Origin of the sequence: Specibacter sp. NPDC078709 (assembly GCF_040686795.1) — a bacterium.
GTDB lineage: Bacteria > Actinomycetota > Actinomycetes > Actinomycetales > Micrococcaceae > Specibacter.
In genome coordinates this window covers 21,193-36,350 of record NZ_JBFBLU010000016.1, presented here as the reverse complement: position 1 = coordinate 36,350, position 15,158 = coordinate 21,193, and the positions used below count along the sequence as shown (strand labels likewise).

The 15,158-nt window shown below is 63.5% G+C and carries 13 protein-coding genes and 1 tRNA gene; 1 reads left to right on the top strand and 13 read right to left on the bottom strand.

Annotated features, from left to right (window positions below; translation table 11 throughout):
* Nucleotides 1-158 precede the first annotated feature (158 nt).
* The 8 genes from AB0P14_RS17650 to AB0P14_RS17615 all read right to left on the bottom strand — a co-directional run bounded on the left by AB0P14_RS17650 (nt 159) and on the right by AB0P14_RS17615 (nt 7,533).
* A tRNA-Met gene (locus AB0P14_RS17650) sits at nt 159-232 on the bottom strand.
* Nucleotides 233-432: 200 nt separating this feature from the next.
* Nucleotides 433-1,209 carry an enoyl-CoA hydratase gene (locus AB0P14_RS17645; RefSeq protein WP_363845387.1) on the bottom strand — a complete coding sequence of 259 codons (777 nt, stop codon included), beginning with the start codon at nt 1,207-1,209 and terminating at the stop codon, nt 433-435.
* A 39-nt stretch (nt 1,210-1,248) separates the two neighbouring features.
* Entirely contained in the window at nt 1,249-2,211 is a 963-nt protein-coding gene (gene mmsB / locus AB0P14_RS17640; protein WP_363845385.1) for a 3-hydroxyisobutyrate dehydrogenase, read from the bottom strand.
* A gap of 2 nt (nt 2,212-2,213) precedes the next feature.
* Nucleotides 2,214-3,323, bottom strand: a complete 1,110-nt coding sequence (locus AB0P14_RS17635) for an enoyl-CoA hydratase/isomerase family protein (RefSeq protein ID WP_363845382.1) — start codon at nt 3,321-3,323, stop codon at nt 2,214-2,216.
* An 18-nt stretch (nt 3,324-3,341) separates the two neighbouring features.
* Nucleotides 3,342-4,478 carry an acyl-CoA dehydrogenase family protein gene (locus AB0P14_RS17630; RefSeq protein WP_363845379.1) on the bottom strand — a complete coding sequence of 379 codons (1,137 nt, stop codon included), beginning with the start codon at nt 4,476-4,478 and terminating at the stop codon, nt 3,342-3,344.
* Between the two features lie 112 nt (nt 4,479-4,590).
* A complete protein-coding gene (locus AB0P14_RS17625; RefSeq protein WP_363845376.1) occupies nt 4,591-5,544 on the bottom strand; it encodes a hypothetical protein in 954 nt (317 codons plus the stop codon).
* A gap of 222 nt (nt 5,545-5,766) precedes the next feature.
* Nucleotides 5,767-6,753: an electron transfer flavoprotein subunit alpha/FixB family protein gene (locus tag AB0P14_RS17620; RefSeq protein WP_363845373.1), complete on the bottom strand. Its 987-nt coding sequence runs from the start codon at nt 6,751-6,753 to the stop codon at nt 5,767-5,769.
* Between the two features lie 12 nt (nt 6,754-6,765).
* On the bottom strand, nt 6,766-7,533 hold the full coding sequence (locus AB0P14_RS17615; protein WP_363845370.1) for an electron transfer flavoprotein subunit beta/FixA family protein: 768 nt from the start codon (nt 7,531-7,533) through the stop codon (nt 6,766-6,768).
* A 129-nt stretch (nt 7,534-7,662) separates the two neighbouring features.
* Here AB0P14_RS17615 and AB0P14_RS17610 point away from each other — a divergent pair, with 129 nt between their 5' ends.
* Nucleotides 7,663-8,193 carry a MarR family transcriptional regulator gene (locus AB0P14_RS17610; RefSeq protein ID WP_363845367.1) on the top strand — a complete coding sequence of 177 codons (531 nt, stop codon included), beginning with the start codon at nt 7,663-7,665 and terminating at the stop codon, nt 8,191-8,193.
* Between the two features lie 164 nt (nt 8,194-8,357).
* Here the strand turns inward: AB0P14_RS17610 and AB0P14_RS17605 are convergent, their stop codons facing one another.
* From AB0P14_RS17605 to AB0P14_RS17585, 5 genes are all read right to left on the bottom strand, one after another.
* The gene (locus tag AB0P14_RS17605) at nt 8,358-9,401 is read right to left on the bottom strand and encodes an MBL fold metallo-hydrolase (RefSeq protein WP_363845364.1); all 1,044 of its coding nucleotides are present in this window, start codon (nt 9,399-9,401) and stop codon (nt 8,358-8,360) included.
* Nucleotides 9,398-10,483 carry a CaiB/BaiF CoA-transferase family protein gene (locus tag AB0P14_RS17600; RefSeq protein WP_363845361.1) on the bottom strand — a complete coding sequence of 362 codons (1,086 nt, stop codon included), beginning with the start codon at nt 10,481-10,483 and terminating at the stop codon, nt 9,398-9,400. Before AB0P14_RS17600 ends, AB0P14_RS17605 begins: the two co-directional genes overlap by 4 nt.
* Nucleotides 10,484-10,486: 3 nt before the next feature.
* The gene (locus AB0P14_RS17595) at nt 10,487-12,025 is read right to left on the bottom strand and encodes a long-chain fatty acid--CoA ligase (protein WP_363845358.1); all 1,539 of its coding nucleotides are present in this window, start codon (nt 12,023-12,025) and stop codon (nt 10,487-10,489) included.
* A gap of 80 nt (nt 12,026-12,105) precedes the next feature.
* Complete coding sequence (locus tag AB0P14_RS17590; protein ID WP_363845355.1) at nt 12,106-12,972, bottom strand: crotonase/enoyl-CoA hydratase family protein; 867 nt, start codon at nt 12,970-12,972, stop codon at nt 12,106-12,108.
* Complete coding sequence (locus AB0P14_RS17585) at nt 12,973-15,156, bottom strand: 3-hydroxyacyl-CoA dehydrogenase NAD-binding domain-containing protein (RefSeq protein ID WP_363845351.1); 2,184 nt, start codon at nt 15,154-15,156, stop codon at nt 12,973-12,975.
* Nucleotides 15,157-15,158: the final 2 nt, after the last annotated feature.

The window sequence follows — 15,158 nt, the reverse complement described above, 5'->3', positions numbered from 1 at the left end:
ACCATACATGCTTTCAAAGCATGTACAGGGCCCTGCATCCCATATGATTACTGGCCGAAAGCCACTTTTCATACACACATTCTGGCCGCTAACCCCCGATTTCCACTGGGCATACACGAAAAACCCCCGACCGTGTGGTCGAGGGTTTTCCTCATCTGTTGCGGGGACAGGATTTGAACCTGTGACCTCCGGGTTATGAGCCCGGCGAGCTACCGAACTGCTCCACCCCGCGTTGCGTCCTCAACAGTACATGCCTTTGGCCGAATCACCAACTCGAGAGGCTCCTGAGGCTCCCGAGGCTCCTTTTCGCTTATTCGCTGCTCGAGTGTTCACATCATGTACGTTTGGGCCCCGAAAAACCCAAAAAGCGTGCCTTAAGTGAACACTCGAGCGGCGCCCAGGGACCAGAAGGGTTCCTAGTGGTGCTCGTTCTTATTGATGCTTGAAGTTGGCTGCACGCTTCTCGGTGAAAGCTGCCATGCCCTCTTTTTGGTCTTCCGTGGCGAAACACGAGTAAATGCCGCGCCGCTCATGCCGCACGCCCTCAGCCAGGGTGGTCTCGAAGGCTGCATTAACCGCCTCCTTGGCTATCATGGCCACGGGCTTGGACATCGAGGCGATGGTCTCAGCCGTGGCCAGGGCGTCCTCCAACAGTGAAGCTACGGGTACTACGCGGGCCACGAGTCCGGCCTGCTCGGCTTCCACGGCGCCCATGACCCGGCCGGTGAGCACCATTTCCATGGCCTTGGCCTTGCCGATGGCGCGAGTCAGTCGCTGCGAGCCGCCCATACCGGGGATGACCCCAAGCTTGATTTCGGGCTGGCCGAATTTCGCGTTGTCGGCGGCAATGATGAAATCTGCAATCATGGCCAGCTCACAGCCACCGCCCAATGCGTGGCCCGCCACAGCAGCGATGATGGGCGTGCGAACCCGGGCCAGCTCATCCCATGCTGAGAACCAATTGCTTAGGTACATGTCCACGGAGGTCTTCTCAGCCATCTCTTTGATGTCTGCCCCGGCAGCGAAGGCACGTGAGGACCCGGTGATGACGATGGCGCCGATTCCTGCATCGGCGTCAAAAGCCTGCGCCGCTGCGAGGATCTCCCAACCCATTGCGTCGCTCAAGGCGTTGAGTGCTTCAGGGCGATTGAGCGTAATCAGGCCCACGCGGCCGCGTTGTTCGGTCAGGATAAGGGAAGGCTGTGTCATAAAAACAAGTTCCGTTCGGTTCAAGGTTGATGAAAAGTTCTAGTCGGTTACAGGGTGGTCTGAGGCTGCTCTGATGCTGTTGATGATCCCGGAAAAGTCCGTCCCTGCACCTCCATCGAGGGCAAACTCGCGGTAGATTTCCTCTGCAGAGCGGCCCAGCACAGCATCGACACCGGTGGCATTGAGCGCCTCGACCGCCAGCCCCAGGTCCTTGGCCATCAGTGCTCCGGCGAATCCGGGAACGTAGTCACGGTTGGCGGGGCTGGTGGGTACGGGTCCAGGCACCGGACAGTTGGTGGTCAATGCCCAGCATTGTCCTGAGGCGTTGGCGGCCACATCGTACAATGCCTGATGCGTCAGTCCCAGTTTTTCACCCAGGACGAAGGCCTCGCTGACGGCGATCATGGAGACGCCCAGAATCATGTTGTTGCAGACCTTGGCAGCCTGTCCGGCGCCCGGTCCGCCGCAGTGCACGATCCTCCGCCCCATCACCTCAAAAATGGAAGCTGCCGCGACAAAGTCATCCTCGGAGCCACCCACCATGAACGTCAGAGTCCCAGCTTCGGCGCCCATCACTCCGCCGGACACGGGAGCATCCAAGCCGCGGTGGCCACCGGCAACCACCATCTCGTGGGCCGTGCGGGCATCCTCCACCGAAATGGTGGAACACTCCAAGAACAAGGCCCCCGGCTTGGCTGCAGCCAGCAAACCTCCGCCAGGTCCATCGCCCTCAAACGCGGCAAAAACATGCTTTCCGGCTGGCAGCATCGTGATGATGACATCGGCTCCCAGCGCGGCCGCAGCCGACGATTCGGCCACCACCACACCTGCCGCAGCGGCCGCTTCCAACGCAGCCGGCACCACGTCGAAGCCCGTCACGGAGTATCCGGCCGACACCAGATTCGCGGCCATGGGTCCGCCCATGTGCCCGAGGCCTATGAAGGCAATTGCAGTATCTCGAGCGTCCCTAGCATCCTGGCGGCCCGCATTGCCCTGGTTCATGGTCAGATCCCTTTCGCAGTGTTTACCGGTGATGTATTCTCAGACGCAGTGCTGTCCGCCGTACTCTTGTGCGGAGCCGTCAGCCCCAACTCCAGCGCCCCCAAATCGGCAAACGCGCCTGCCACCACAGCGCTCCCAACCTCGGACAGCGTTGCTGGCTGCCATGCTGGGTTCCGATCCTTATCCACCAACTGCGCCCGGATACCCTCGGCAAAATCAGGCCAGCGCAACGCCCGCAGCGAGACCCGGAATTCCTGATTCAGCGCCTCCTCCAGCGAGCCCGCCAGCCGCGCCCGCCGCAGCGCCGCCAAGGTCACTGTCACGGCCGTGGGCGACTTCCCCGCAATAGTCTCCCCCGCCGCCGAAGCCGCGGGGTCACCCATGGAAGCCAACCGCTCAAGGATGGTCCCGGCGTCGTCCGGGGCATACGCCTCATCAATCCACCACCTCTGCCGGGCCAACGCGGATTCCGGCGGAACCTGCCCATAACGTCCAACGACGGCACTTGCCTCACGCTGCGCCAGCTCGGCTACCAGCGTGGGCAGGACGGCGGAATCGACGTAGTGGCCGGCCAGTCCCATGGCGATGGCGTCGGCCCCGCTGAACATGGCGCCGGTCAGTGCCGCGTGGACGCCCAACTCCCCGGGAGCGTGTGCCAGCAGCCAGGTGCCGCCCACGTCCGGGACGAATCCAATGCCAGTTTCCGGCATGCCGATCCGGGAGCGTTCGGTCACGATCCGATGCGAGGCGTGTGCGGAAATCCCCACGCCGCCGCCCAAAACCACCCCGTCCATCAGCGTGACAATGGGTTTGGGATAGCGCTTGATCCGGGCGTTGAGATGGTATTCATCGCGCCAGAACGTCTCGCTGGAATCACCGCCGCTGCGGGCATCGTGGTAGATCGAGACAATGTCCCCGCCCGCGCATAATCCCCGCTCCCCCGCGCCGGAGATGAGAACGGTTGAGACGGCAGGGTCGTTTTCCCACTCATCCAGGGCGCCCGCCACCGCGGTGATCATCCCGTGGTTCAGTGCGTTCATAGCCGCTGGCCGGTTCAGGATCAGGTGTCCCAGCTGGCCGGTGCGCTCGACGAGAACGTCGTTGTGCTCCATGTTTGTATCCTCCACGGTTCAGCGCTCCACGGCCAGACGGCCAATGATCAAACGCATGATTTCATTGCTGCCTTCAAGAATTTGGTGCACGCGCAGGTCCCGGACCAGTTTTTCCAGTCCGTACTCGCTGAGATAGCCGTAGCCGCCGTGCAGTTGCAGGGCCTGGTTGGCCACCTGAAATCCCGCGTCAGTGGCGACGAGTTTGGCCATGGCACACAGCTTCACGGTGTCGGGGGCGCCGGCGTCGAGCGCTTGTGCGGCACGGACCAGCATGGTCCGCGAGAGCTCCAGATCGGTGTCCATCTGCGCTATTTCAAAGAGCAGGTGCTGCTTTTCAATGAGCGGGCCACCGAATGCCTGACGCTCTTTCAAGTACGCGATGGACTGCTCCAAGGCGGCCCGTCCGCCGCCCAGTGAGCAGGCGCCGATGTTTACGCGCCCGCCGTTGAGGCCCTTCATGGCGATGCCGAAACCGTCCCCTTCTTCGCCGAGCCGGTTCCCGACCGGGATGCGCACATCCTGGAAAACTACTTGGCGTGTGGGTTGGGCCCGCCAGCCCATTTTCTTCTCATTCGCACCGAAACTGAGGCCCTTAGCATCCGCCGGAACCACGACGGCGGTGATCCCCCTTGCGCCTTTGTCGGCCGTTCGGACCATCACCAAATACCAGGCGGAGGAGCCGGCGCCGGAAATGAACTGTTTGGTGCCGTTGAGGATGTAATGATCGCCGTCGCGCACGGCCCGGGTAGTGATGGCTGCTGCATCTGAGCCCACGCCGGGTTCAGAAAGGCAGTAGCTGGTCAGCTCGGTCATGGCCGTGATACCCGGCAACCAGGCGGCGCGCTGTTCTTGATTACCGAAGGCGTCAATCATCCAGGCCACCATGTTGTGGATGGAGATATAGGCGGCGATGGTGGGGTCCACGGCGGCCAGCTCTTCAAAGATCAGTAAGGCATCCACCCGGCTCAGCCCGGATCCGCCATACTCCTCCCCCACATAGATGCCTCCCATACCCAGAGCTCCGGCTTCGGCCAGCACATCGACGGGGAAGTGTTTTTCCTCGTCCCACGCGGCCGTATGGGGAGCCATGGCAGTGGCCGCGAAATCGCGCACCATCTCCACCACGGCCTGTTGTTCGGCAGTCTGCTCATTCACGGGGTGCCTCCTTCTACCGCGTCCTTGCGGTATGGGTGGTTAGCTGGCGGTCCCTAGGATGTGGAGCCGCCGTGGGACCAGATACCTGAGGTGAGGTGTCCGGCGTCGTACTTTATTTGGTGACCTTGCCCATCAGGGATGCGACGGGGCGAAGGAAGAGGGGCTGGGCCAGGAACCAGGCGCCGGCCATGACCACCAGGGAGCCGGCGAAGATGCCGAAGCCCCACCAGTTGACCACGTCGGAGGAGGTGTAGATGTGGTTGAGGTTGCGCAGGGCGCCGGTGGCCAGGACCAAGGTGACGTGCACAATGATGAACAGAACGAAGTAGAGCATGACCGGGAAGTGCAGTGCGCGGGCGGCGGTGATGGGGTAGATCTTGTTCAGCGTGGTGGCGTTCTTGGGCCAGGCGCCGGACATACGCAGGCCGGTGGCGATGGCCAGCGGGGCCGCGATGAAGACCGTGATGAAGTAGGTCAGCAGCTGCAAGCCGTTGTAGTTCACCCAGCCGTTGTCGGTGGGCCAGTCGAGCGAGAGGTACTGCAGGCCGGCCGAGATGGCGTTGGGGAACACATCCCAGCTGGTGGGGACGATGCGCATCCATTGGCCGGTGAAGAACAGGGCCACGATGAAGATGACGCCGTTGAGTACCCAGAGGGCATCCAGGCTCAGGTGGAACCAGAGGTCAAGGCTGATCTTTGTGGGGGCGTTCTTGGTCTTGATGACGCCCTTGTTGTTGCGGATCCAGTGCGCGGCCGGGCGTTTGGTGGTGCGAACTTGCCAGCCTGAGCGGATGATGAGCAGAATCAAAAACATGTTGATGAAGTGCTGCCATCCCAACCAAGCCGGGAGCCCCACGGGTGCGCTGGCGGGCAATTCGGAGTGGCCCGGGTAGGTCTCCATGAAGTCCTTGACGCCATCAAGGCCGGTCAGCCAGCGGGCTGCCAAAACGGCGATAGCGAACAGTATGATTAATCCGGCTGCGGACACGCCGATTTTTGTCCACAGGCCCAGTGTTTTCCAACGCTCGGAGACGCTGGCGGCCTGCTTATTCTTGGGGGTCGACATGGTCTTGAATCCTCTTTCACATGCTCCCAGTGGAAGCAGCCGGGCGGTGTCGGCACCGCTTTGCAACAGTTACTATTTGTAGCATTTATTTGTAGCAGTTTTGGGTGCGTTTCCATCCATTGTCCGTCATGGACCGCCACGCACTGCGGCGCCGCCCCTTCTATGGAGCAGTGGCGGCGCCGCAATAGTCCGGGGCACTGGTCAGGGGTACTCCCGGGGCGGCTAGCCTTCGCGGGCGGCGAGGGCTTCAATCAGCTGCGGTACAACGGTGAATACATCGCCCACGATCCCGAAGTCGGCTACCTCAAAGATGGGCGAATCGCCGTCCTTGTTGATGGCCACGATGGTCTTGGCGGTCTGCATCCCGGCGCGGTGCTGGATGGCCCCGGAAATGCCCAGCGCAATGTACAGCTGCGGGGAGACGCTCACACCTGTCTGGCCCACCTGCGCATGCTGGTCAACGTAGCCGGCATCGACGGCGGCACGGGAGGCTCCGATGGCCGCCCCGAGCGCATCCGCCAACTGCTCCACCAGGACAAAGTTATCTTTGGAGCCCAGGCCGCGTCCGCCGGAGACTACCGTCTTGGCGGTGCGCAGTTCCGGGCGGCTGGCGGTGGCCGGGGCGTCATTGACGGCGCTCACCTGTGCGCTGGGAACCGTGCCGGGCAGGGCTGATGTGACAACTTCGACGGCGCCGCGGCTTGCGTCTCCGGCTTCAGGAGCAGCACCATCGATGGCGCCCTGGCGAACCGTGATGATCGGCAGGCCGCCCTCCACCGCCGATTCCACGTCATAGGCGCCGCCAAAAATGGAGTGCCCGGCCACGATGCGGTCACCGTCGCTGCGCACTGAGACGGCGTCGTTGAGCATGGCACCGCCGACCCTGACGGAAAGCCGGGCGGCAACCTCGCGGCCATCCGCAGAGTTGGACACCAGAACGGCGGCCGGTGCGTAGGCAGCAACGGCGGCTTCCAGGGCTTCCACGGCCGGTCCTGTCAGCACCGAAGCGGCCCGGTCACTGACGCCGAGGTGGATCACGGCGGCGCCGGCCTGGCCCAGCTGCACTATTGCTTCGGGGCTCAGCTCTTTTTCGCTGGCAACAACGGCCACGGGCGTGCCGAGGGAGGCGGCCGCTGCCAGCAGGCCCTTGGCGGAGGCGGCAACCGCACCTGCGTGGGTCAATTCAATGAGAGTCAGAATATTTGCCATGGTGTTGCCTTCCTAGACCAAGCGGTTTTCAATGAGGTAGCCGGCCAACTGCGTGCCGGCCGTGCCATCGTCTTCAATCTTGCGGCCAGCCTCGCGGGCGGGGCGCTCGCTATGGGAGAGCACGACGGCGTGGGCCGGGGTTGCTGCCACGTCAAGATCGGCGACGCTGAGGGTGGTGACGGGCTTGCGCTTGGCCGTTAGGATGCCCTTGAAGTTGGGGAAACGCGCCTCGGCGGTCCGCTCCGTCACGGTAACCACTGCGGGCAACTGCGCGGTGACCTGCAGCGATCCGCTGTCCCCCGAGCGCTCGCCACTGACAGTGCCATTGCCAAGTTCGACGGCGTTGAGCCCGCCTACCAGCGGCAGTCCCAGCTGTTCGGCGATCATGGCCGGAACCACGCCGCCGCGGCCGTCCGTTGACTCATTGCCTGCCACAATCACGTCGGCGTTGGTGCTGCGGAGCGCCGCGGCGAGCACCGCGGCGGTGCGGGCCGCATCCGAGCCGGCCAATCCGCCGTCGAGCACGTGAATGCCGGAATCTGCACCCATGGACAGTGCCTTGCGAAGGGCCTTGGTGGTTTCATCGGGCCCCATGGAGAGCACAACGATTTCGGTGGATTTGTCGGCGTCCTTCACACGCAGGGCCACCTCGAGGGCGCGCTCATTGATCTCGTCGACGAGGTTGTCCGCGGCATCGCGATCCAGCCATCCGGTGGCCGGTACGAGCGTGCGCTCCTCCGCCGTGTCAGGCACCTGTTTTATCAAAACTGCGATCTTCATTGATTGCCCCTTCAGCCTTTGTGTTGTCGGTCTCATTGGAAGAATACTAGGTAGTACTAGTATTTACTAGGGATCCCAAGTAAATTGTTGTTTCAGCTGCTTTCCATCCCCGTTGAGAAAGGACGTGCCGTGGCCACCCCGCTGCCCATGGATCCCATTGCCGAGGCCAAACGCCAGTGGATTGCCCACGGCTGGGCCGATGCCGCCGATGCCATGGCCGCGTTCTCCTCGGTCATGCGAGCCCACCAACTCATGTACAGCCGGGTCGACGCCGTTTTAAAGCCGCTGGGATTGTCCTACGCCCGGCTGGAACTGCTGCGGTTGCTGTCCTTCACGCGCGACGGCGCCCTGCCGATGGCCAGTGCCAGCGCGCGCCTGCAGGTGCATCCCACGTCCGTGACGAGCGTTGTTGACCGGCTGGAGCGCGATGCGCTTGTGCACCGCGAGGCCCACCCCACCGACGGACGTGCCACCCTGGTGGTGCTGACCGAGGCAGGACGGGTGCTGGTGGAGGAAGCCACCACGGTCCTGAATGCTGATGTGTTCGCATCACCTGGCATCCCCGCCGCCGATCTGCGGACTATGACGGCCATCCTGGCCCGCTTCCGCCGCGACTCCGGGGACTTCATCGACCCCCTCCCATACCCCGACCCCCTCTAGACGCCGCACCACTTTCCGGCCCTTTCCTTCCGACGCCGCACCACCTTCCGGCCCTTGGCGCCAAACGCTCCCGTAACCGGCAGCGTCGGCACCGCCACCCGGCAATGAAGGTGGTGCGGCGTCAGGGAAAACACGCCGGAAGGTGGTGCGGCGTCAGGGATCTGTCACGGGCGGGCCGGGGTGGGGGTGCCGCGGCTGACTTCGATGCCCACCTCCCGGCCTTGCTTCTGCAGATACACCAAATGACTGGCTGTTTCTGCGAGCGCCAGGCGCAGCGTGAACCCGCGCAGGGACTCGAAGCCGCGCGACCAGGTCAACTCCTTGGACACCTCCCACACGTTTGCTGCAGCACCGGAGTCCAGCACCGCGATGACCTCCCGGGAGCGTTCCAGAGTGTGCTCCGTCAGCTCTGCCACGCGGTCCATCAGCCCCAAGAATCGGTATTCATGAGCCGGCAGCACTTCCATATCGGCGCCGGCACCCATGATTTCCAATGAGTTGAAATAGTCACCCAACGGGTTCAGCTGTCCTTGAGCTTCCAAGGAAACGTGCGGGGTGATGCGTGGCAGTACGTGGTCCCCGGTGAGAATGAGCTGGTTCGCCTCATCCACCAAGCAGATATGGCCGGGTGTGTGCCCGGGCGTTGACAACACCCGCACCGTGATCCCTGCAACCGGTAGCAGCTCGCCGTCGACTAGCCGGATTTGCGGCTCCGCAACCATGGTCATCTGAGCCCACGTCTCAGTTTGGAAACTGACCTCGTCGAGGAACTCGGCAGGCACACCCCAAGCTGCAAACTGTTCTCGGTCTTCGACGACAAAGCGGGCCGGTTCGCCACGCCACTGCGCAGGCAACGGCTCGTGCTCCCCCAACGCCACCGGGGCACCCGATGCTTCCCGAAGGCGTGCCGCCATACCTAAATGGTCCGGATGAAAGTGTGTGACAACGATGGCCGTAATCTGTTGGGGTGCGACGCCCGCAGCAGCCAGCCCCGCAGTGAGAGACTCCCACCCCTCAGCTGAGTCCCACCCCGGATCCACCAGAGCAGCCTCCCCATTTCCCACCAACAGATAGGACAGTGTGTAGCGCATCGGGTTACCAATGAAGGGCACTGGAATGGACCAGACGCCGGGACGAATCTCCTCGACAGGCGGCATGACTTTGGCCTGCCAGGCCTGGAACTGTGCCGGGGCCGTTACGGTGATCACGATGTCCTCCAAGAGCTCAGAATGCTTGCAAAATCAATATCGCCCACGGGCTCTCTGGCCTCAGACGCCGTCCGAGAAAAGCGGGGCGCCGGCGCGGCAGCTATCTGCCGACCCGTACCCGAGAAGGTGCCGCGAGCGCTCAAATGGGTGTTCTCGGCAGCCTCTGCGTACGTGAGCACGGGCGTCACGCAAGCGTCGACGCCGTCGAAGGTTTGCGCCCACTCATCCCGGCTCCGGACCGCAAAGGCAGCAGAGAATACATCCGCAAGAGCTGGCCACTGGCGCGGATTGTCCCGGTCCGGCAGCCCTGCGGCGGACAGGCCCAACCCCTCCAGAAGAAGGGCGTAAAACTGCGGCTCGATGGCACCGACGGCAACATGGCCGCCGTCGGCGCATTCATACGTCCGGTAGAACGGGGCGGCACCATCGAGCAGGTTCGCGGCCCGGGTATCGCTCCACATGTTCACGGAGCGTAATTCCAGGATGATCTGGGAGAGCACGCTGACGCCGTCCACCATGGCGGCATCCACCACCTGCCCGCATCCCGAACGCTCGCGTTCCCACAGGGCTGCCAAGATTCCGGTCAGCACAAACATGGAACCGCCACCAAAATCCCCCACCAAATTCAGGGGTGGCACAGGTGCTGCGGCCGGACCCATAGCGTGCAGGGCCCCGGTCAGCGCAATGTAGTTGATGTCGTGCCCGGCCTGCTGAGCCATGGGACCGTTCTGCCCCCAACCCGTCATCCGCCCATACACCAGACGCGGATTCAGAGCGAGGCATTCGCGAGGCCCCAGCCCCAGCCGTTCGGTGGCCCCGGGCCGGAAGCCCTCCAAAAACACATCAGCCTCTGCCACCAGCGCAAGTACCCCGGCGAGATCCGCAGGGTCCTTCAGGTTCGCCCGGACGGTGGTGCGGCCGCGCTGCAGGTGAGTGCCGACGTCGTACCCGCCAACGGGAGGCGCGGGCCCAACCACCCGCACCACCGCAGCACCCATGTCCGCCAACATCATGGCAGCATGCGGGGCCGGCCCCATGGCGGATAGTTCCACCACCTTCAAACCCTGCAACGGACCAGTCATGGGCTACCCCTGTTCCTGCGCCGCGGCGTAGCTCTCACGCAGATCGCGCTTGAGAATTTTGCCCGCACCGGACATGGGCAGCGCAGCGAGGAACTCGAAGCTGCGCGGCACCTTGTAGCTCGCAATGAGTTCCTTGCAGTGCGCGGTCAGGTCCTCGGCGCTGGTTGTGCTCCCAGTTGCCAGAACCACGACGGCGTGCACGCGTTCGCCATACTTCTCATCCGGAACGCCGATGACAGCCGAGGACGCCACCTCAGGGTGCTTACTCAGGGCGTTCTCCACCTCAGCCGAATACACGTTCTCGCCGCCGGTGATGATCATGTCCTTGATCCTGTCCACCACATAGACAAAGCCCTCCGCGTCCATATAGGCCAGATCGCCGGTGTGCAGCCAGCCGCCGCGCAAGGCCTGCGCGCTCTGCTCCGGGTTGTTCCAATAGCCCTGCATGATGTGGGCACCCTTGGCACAAACCTCGCCGACGTCACCTCTTGGCACTTCCTTGCCGTCAATATCCAAGATGGCCACCTGAGAATGCGGGGCTGCCCGGCCACCGGATCGCATCCGATCGCCCACGTGGTCATCCGGTAGCAACATGGTAACGATGGGTGCCGCCTCGGTCTGCCCATAGGCCTGGGTCAGGCGCACGCCTGGGAAGCGCTCCTGCGTCCTGTGTAGGACCCCTTCAGAGATGGAAGACCCACCGTAGAGTATGCGTTCCAAGGAGGACAGATCGTAATTGCCGGCGTCGGGGTGGTCCACGAGGATCTGGATCATGGTGGGAACCAGCAGCACGTCGGTGGGTTTGTGCTCCTGAATCGCTTTGAATACGCTGGTCGGTTCGAAGAAGGGCACCATGACGTGGGTGCCGCCCAAAATGGTCATTCCAGACCAGGCGGCGAGGTCGGCCAGATGGAACATGGGTGCGGCATGGAGCAATGTGGCACCTGCTTTAAGGAGTTCGCCCGTGGCCACCGCACCCAACCCGGAGGTGACAAAGTTGGTGTGGCTGAGCATGACGCCCTTGGGAAAACCTGTGGTGCCGCCGGTGTAATAGACCCCGGCAAGGTCGTCGCCGCTGCGGTAGACGTCTTCCACCGGATCGCTGGCCGCCACGAGTTCCTCGTAGGAGAGCATGCCCTCCGGGGTAGGCCCGTCACCGCAGTGGATCAGGGTGGTCAAGCCCGGCGCCTTCTCCCGCAGCAACGGCGCCATGGGCACAAAAGCGTCATCAATGAGGAGCACGTGCGTGTCCGAATCCGTCATGGAGTAGGCGATCTCTGCCGGGCTCCACCGGATATTCACGGGATTCACGGCAGCCCCGGCCCACGGCACCGCCAGCAGGTATTCGGCGAAACGGTCCGAGTTCATGGACAGCATGGCGACCCTGTCCCCAGCTTGCACCCCCAGCGATTGCAGGGCGCTGGCAAAGCGGGCGATCCGGTCCGCATGCTCGGTAAAGGTTCGCACCCGGTCCTTGTAGATCGTGGCGGTGGCGTTCGGGGTTGCCTGCAGCGAACGGTGCAGTCCTTGGGTGAGGTACATGAAAAGCTCCTTGGTAAAAAATCGACGCTGACTTTTAGTACAGACTTTTAGTACAGAATTTCCCACTGACTCGTGGGCATCTATTTGCCGGTAAACACGCCCGGGCGGCGATCCTGCATGGCCGCGACGGCCTCCAACAGGTCCTCGCTGTGGAGGAACGCAGAGTTCCATAGCGCTACATGCCGCAGCCCGCGGGCCACTTGCTCTTCCCGGTCCTCGTTGAGCACGGACTTGGTGCCTGCCACTGCTAGCGGAGAATTCGCGGCCATCTCCCCCGCCATTTCCAGCGCCGCCGCCATGAGCTGCTCGGTGTCGGGGTACACGTCATTGACCAGGCCGATCTTCTGCGCCCGCGCCGCCGAAATGTCCTTGCCGGTCAGGGCCAGTTCGCGCAGCTGGCCCTCACCGATGATGCCGCGCAGGCGCTGGAGACTTCCGACGTCGGCCACGATCGCCAGCCGTGCCTCCCGGACACTGAACTTGGCATCCGCTGAGGCCAGCCGGACATCGGCTGCTGCAATCAGGTCCACCCCGCCGCCAATACACCAGCCTTGTACGGCGGCAATGACGGGTTTGCGGCACGCTGCCACGGCGGTGATGCCCGCCTGCAGCCGTCCCACCGTGGCCAAGAATTCGGTGCGCGGTGCTGCTTGTGCCGGGGAGTCGGCGGTGAAACTGTCCAGCCAGCCGCCCAACACCTCCTGCACATCCAGACCGGTGCTGAAATGGTTTCCGGCACCGGCGAGCACCACAGACCGCACGCTGTCATCAACATCCAGTGCCGCGAACACCTGAGGCAATTCGGCCCAAAAGGCCAGCCCCATCATGTTGCCGCGGCTGGGCCCCACCAAATGTACGACGGCGACCTCCGGGGTGGGTGCCTGCGCAACAGTGAATGCCGTCCAAGCGTGGGTGAAGGCGGGCCCGGCCGCAGTAACAGCGCTCATTTAGTACGTTTCGCCCTTCTCGACCTTAGCCACCAGTGAGGCAGGCGGCAGGAAGTGATCGCCATACTTGGCCGCAAGCTCACGGGAGCGGGCCACGAAAGCTGCCGGTCCGCCGTCGTACCCGTTGATGTACTGGAGCACGCCGCCGGTCCACGCCGGGAAGCCGATCCCCATGATTGAACCGATGTTGGCATCCTCCACACTGCGCAGCACGCCCTCGTCCAAGCATTTGACGGTCTCGAGGGATTCGGCGAAGAGCATGCGCTCCACCATGTCCTCGAACGGGATCTCCGCGGTGCCGCCGTAGTTCTCCTTCAAGCCTTCCCAGAGCCCTGTGCGGTGGCCGTCGGCGTAGTTGTAGAAGCCGGCGCCAGCGAGTTTGCCCTTGCGGGAGAACGCCTCGATCATCCGGTCCACAATGGGGTAGGCAGCGTGGTCCTGGTACTTTTGCACGCCGTTTTCAGCCTCCAGACCGGCCTGGGTCTCTTTCTGGATTTTGGACATGAGGGTCAGGCTCAGCTCGTCCGCCAACTGCAGCGGGGCCGCGGGATAGCCGGCCTGCAGCCCGGCCTGCTCGATGGACGGGGCCGCAATGCCCTCGCCGAGCATGGCAATCGCCTCGTTCATGAACGTGCCGATCACGCGGGAGGTGAAGAAGCCGCGGGAATCGTTGACAACAATGGGTGTCTTGCGGATCTGCTGGGCGATGTCGAAGGCCTTGGCCAGCGTGGCATCGGAGGTGTTTTTTCCGGCGATGATTTCCAGCAACGGCATCTTGTCCACGGGCGAGAAGAAGTGCAGGCCGATGAAGTTCTCCTGGCTCCGCACGCCCTCGGCCAGGGTGGTGATGGGCAGTGTGGAGGTGTTGGAGCCGAGCACGGCATCCGGGCCGAGGAGGTCCTGGATTTCGGCGAACGCCGCCTGCTTCACCTCCACGTTTTCAAAGACGGCCTCAATGACCAGGTCGGAGCCGGCCACATCCGCCGCGTCTGCGGTGGGGGTGATCTTGGCCAGCAGCGCGTCTGCCGCCTCCTGCGTTTGCTGCCCGCGCGCCACAGCCTTGTCGGTCAGTGCCTTGGAGTAGCTCTTGCCGTGTTCGGCCGCCTCGAGTGAGACGTCCTTCAGGACCACGTCCATGCCACCGCGGGCGCACACATAGGCGATGCCCGCGCCCATCATGCCGGCGCCGAGCACGGCAACCTTCTTGGCCGTGTACTTCTCAAACCCGGCCGGGCGGCTGCCTCCGGCGCTGATGTGGCCCATGTCGAAGAAGAAGGCCTTGATCATGTTCGTCGAGACCGGGCCGGTCACGAGTTCCACGAAGTAGCGCGACTCAATCTCCAGCGCCGTGTCGAAGTCGACCTGGGTGCTTTCGACGGCGGCGGCCAGGATGGCGCGCGGGGCCGGGTAGTTGGCGCCCTTGAGCTGCTTGCGCAGATTCGCGGGGAACGCCGGCAGGTTTGCTGCCAATGCGGGGGTGCTGGGGGTGCCGCCGGGGATCCGGTATTTGGGCACATCCCAAGGCTGGATGGCCTCCGGGTTCGCTGCGATCCACGCTTTGGCGGCCGGGAGCAGTTCCTCCACTGTGTCCACAACCTCGTGCACCAGGCCCATTTCAAGGGCCTTGCGGGGCTTGTACTTTTGGCCCTGCAGCAGCACCTTCATGGTGGCGTCGGCGATGCCCATCAGCCGCACGGTGCGGACAATGCCGCCGCCTCCGGGCAGCAGGCCCAGGGTGACCTCGGGCAGTCCGATGACCGAGCCACGGGTGTCGGCGGCGATCCGGTGGTGGGTGGCGAGGGCAATTTCCAGCCCGCCGCCCAGTGCCGCGCCGTTGATGGCGGCGACCACGGGCTTGCCGAGCGTTTCCAGTGTGCGCAGCTGGGCCTTGATCTTTTGGCCCAGCTCAAAGATCCGCTGCGCATCCTTCGGGGTGGCGGTGACAAGGTCCTTGAGGTCACCGCCGGCAAAGAAGGTCTTCTTCGCAGACGTCAGTACGACGCCGGAGATTCTCTCCTTCTCTGCCGCGAGACGCTCCACCACGGCCTGCATGGAGGCAATGTAATCGCTATTCATGGTGTTGGCCGACTGGTTCGGGTCATCCATGGTCAGGATGACGACGCCGTCTCCGTCCTGGTCCCAGCGGATGGTGTTGTTGCTTTCCTGCACTGTTGCCTCACTCATCG

Bases quoted from the DNA above. Each gene is read 5' to 3' on its own strand.
- AB0P14_RS17615 (WP_363845370.1), bottom strand. From the start codon at position 7,533: ATGAAGATCGCAGTTTTGATAAAACAGGTGCCTGACACGGCGGAGGAG.
- AB0P14_RS17645 (WP_363845387.1), bottom strand. From the start codon at position 1,209: ATGACACAGCCTTCCCTTATCCTGACCGAACAACGCGGCCGCGTGGGC.
- AB0P14_RS17600 (WP_363845361.1), bottom strand. From the start codon at position 10,483: ATGACTGGTCCGTTGCAGGGTTTGAAGGTGGTGGAACTATCCGCCATG.
- AB0P14_RS17625 (WP_363845376.1), bottom strand. From the start codon at position 5,544: ATGTCGACCCCCAAGAATAAGCAGGCCGCCAGCGTCTCCGAGCGTTGG.
- AB0P14_RS17585 (WP_363845351.1), bottom strand. From the start codon at position 15,156: ATGAGTGAGGCAACAGTGCAGGAAAGCAACAACACCATCCGCTGGGAC.
- AB0P14_RS17595 (WP_363845358.1), bottom strand. From the start codon at position 12,025: ATGTACCTCACCCAAGGACTGCACCGTTCGCTGCAGGCAACCCCGAAC.
- AB0P14_RS17590 (WP_363845355.1), bottom strand. From the start codon at position 12,972: ATGAGCGCTGTTACTGCGGCCGGGCCCGCCTTCACCCACGCTTGGACG.
- AB0P14_RS17620 (WP_363845373.1), bottom strand. From the start codon at position 6,753: ATGGCAAATATTCTGACTCTCATTGAATTGACCCACGCAGGTGCGGTT.
- mmsB (WP_363845385.1), bottom strand. From the start codon at position 2,211: ATGAACCAGGGCAATGCGGGCCGCCAGGATGCTAGGGACGCTCGAGAT.
- AB0P14_RS17635 (WP_363845382.1), bottom strand. From the start codon at position 3,323: ATGGAGCACAACGACGTTCTCGTCGAGCGCACCGGCCAGCTGGGACAC.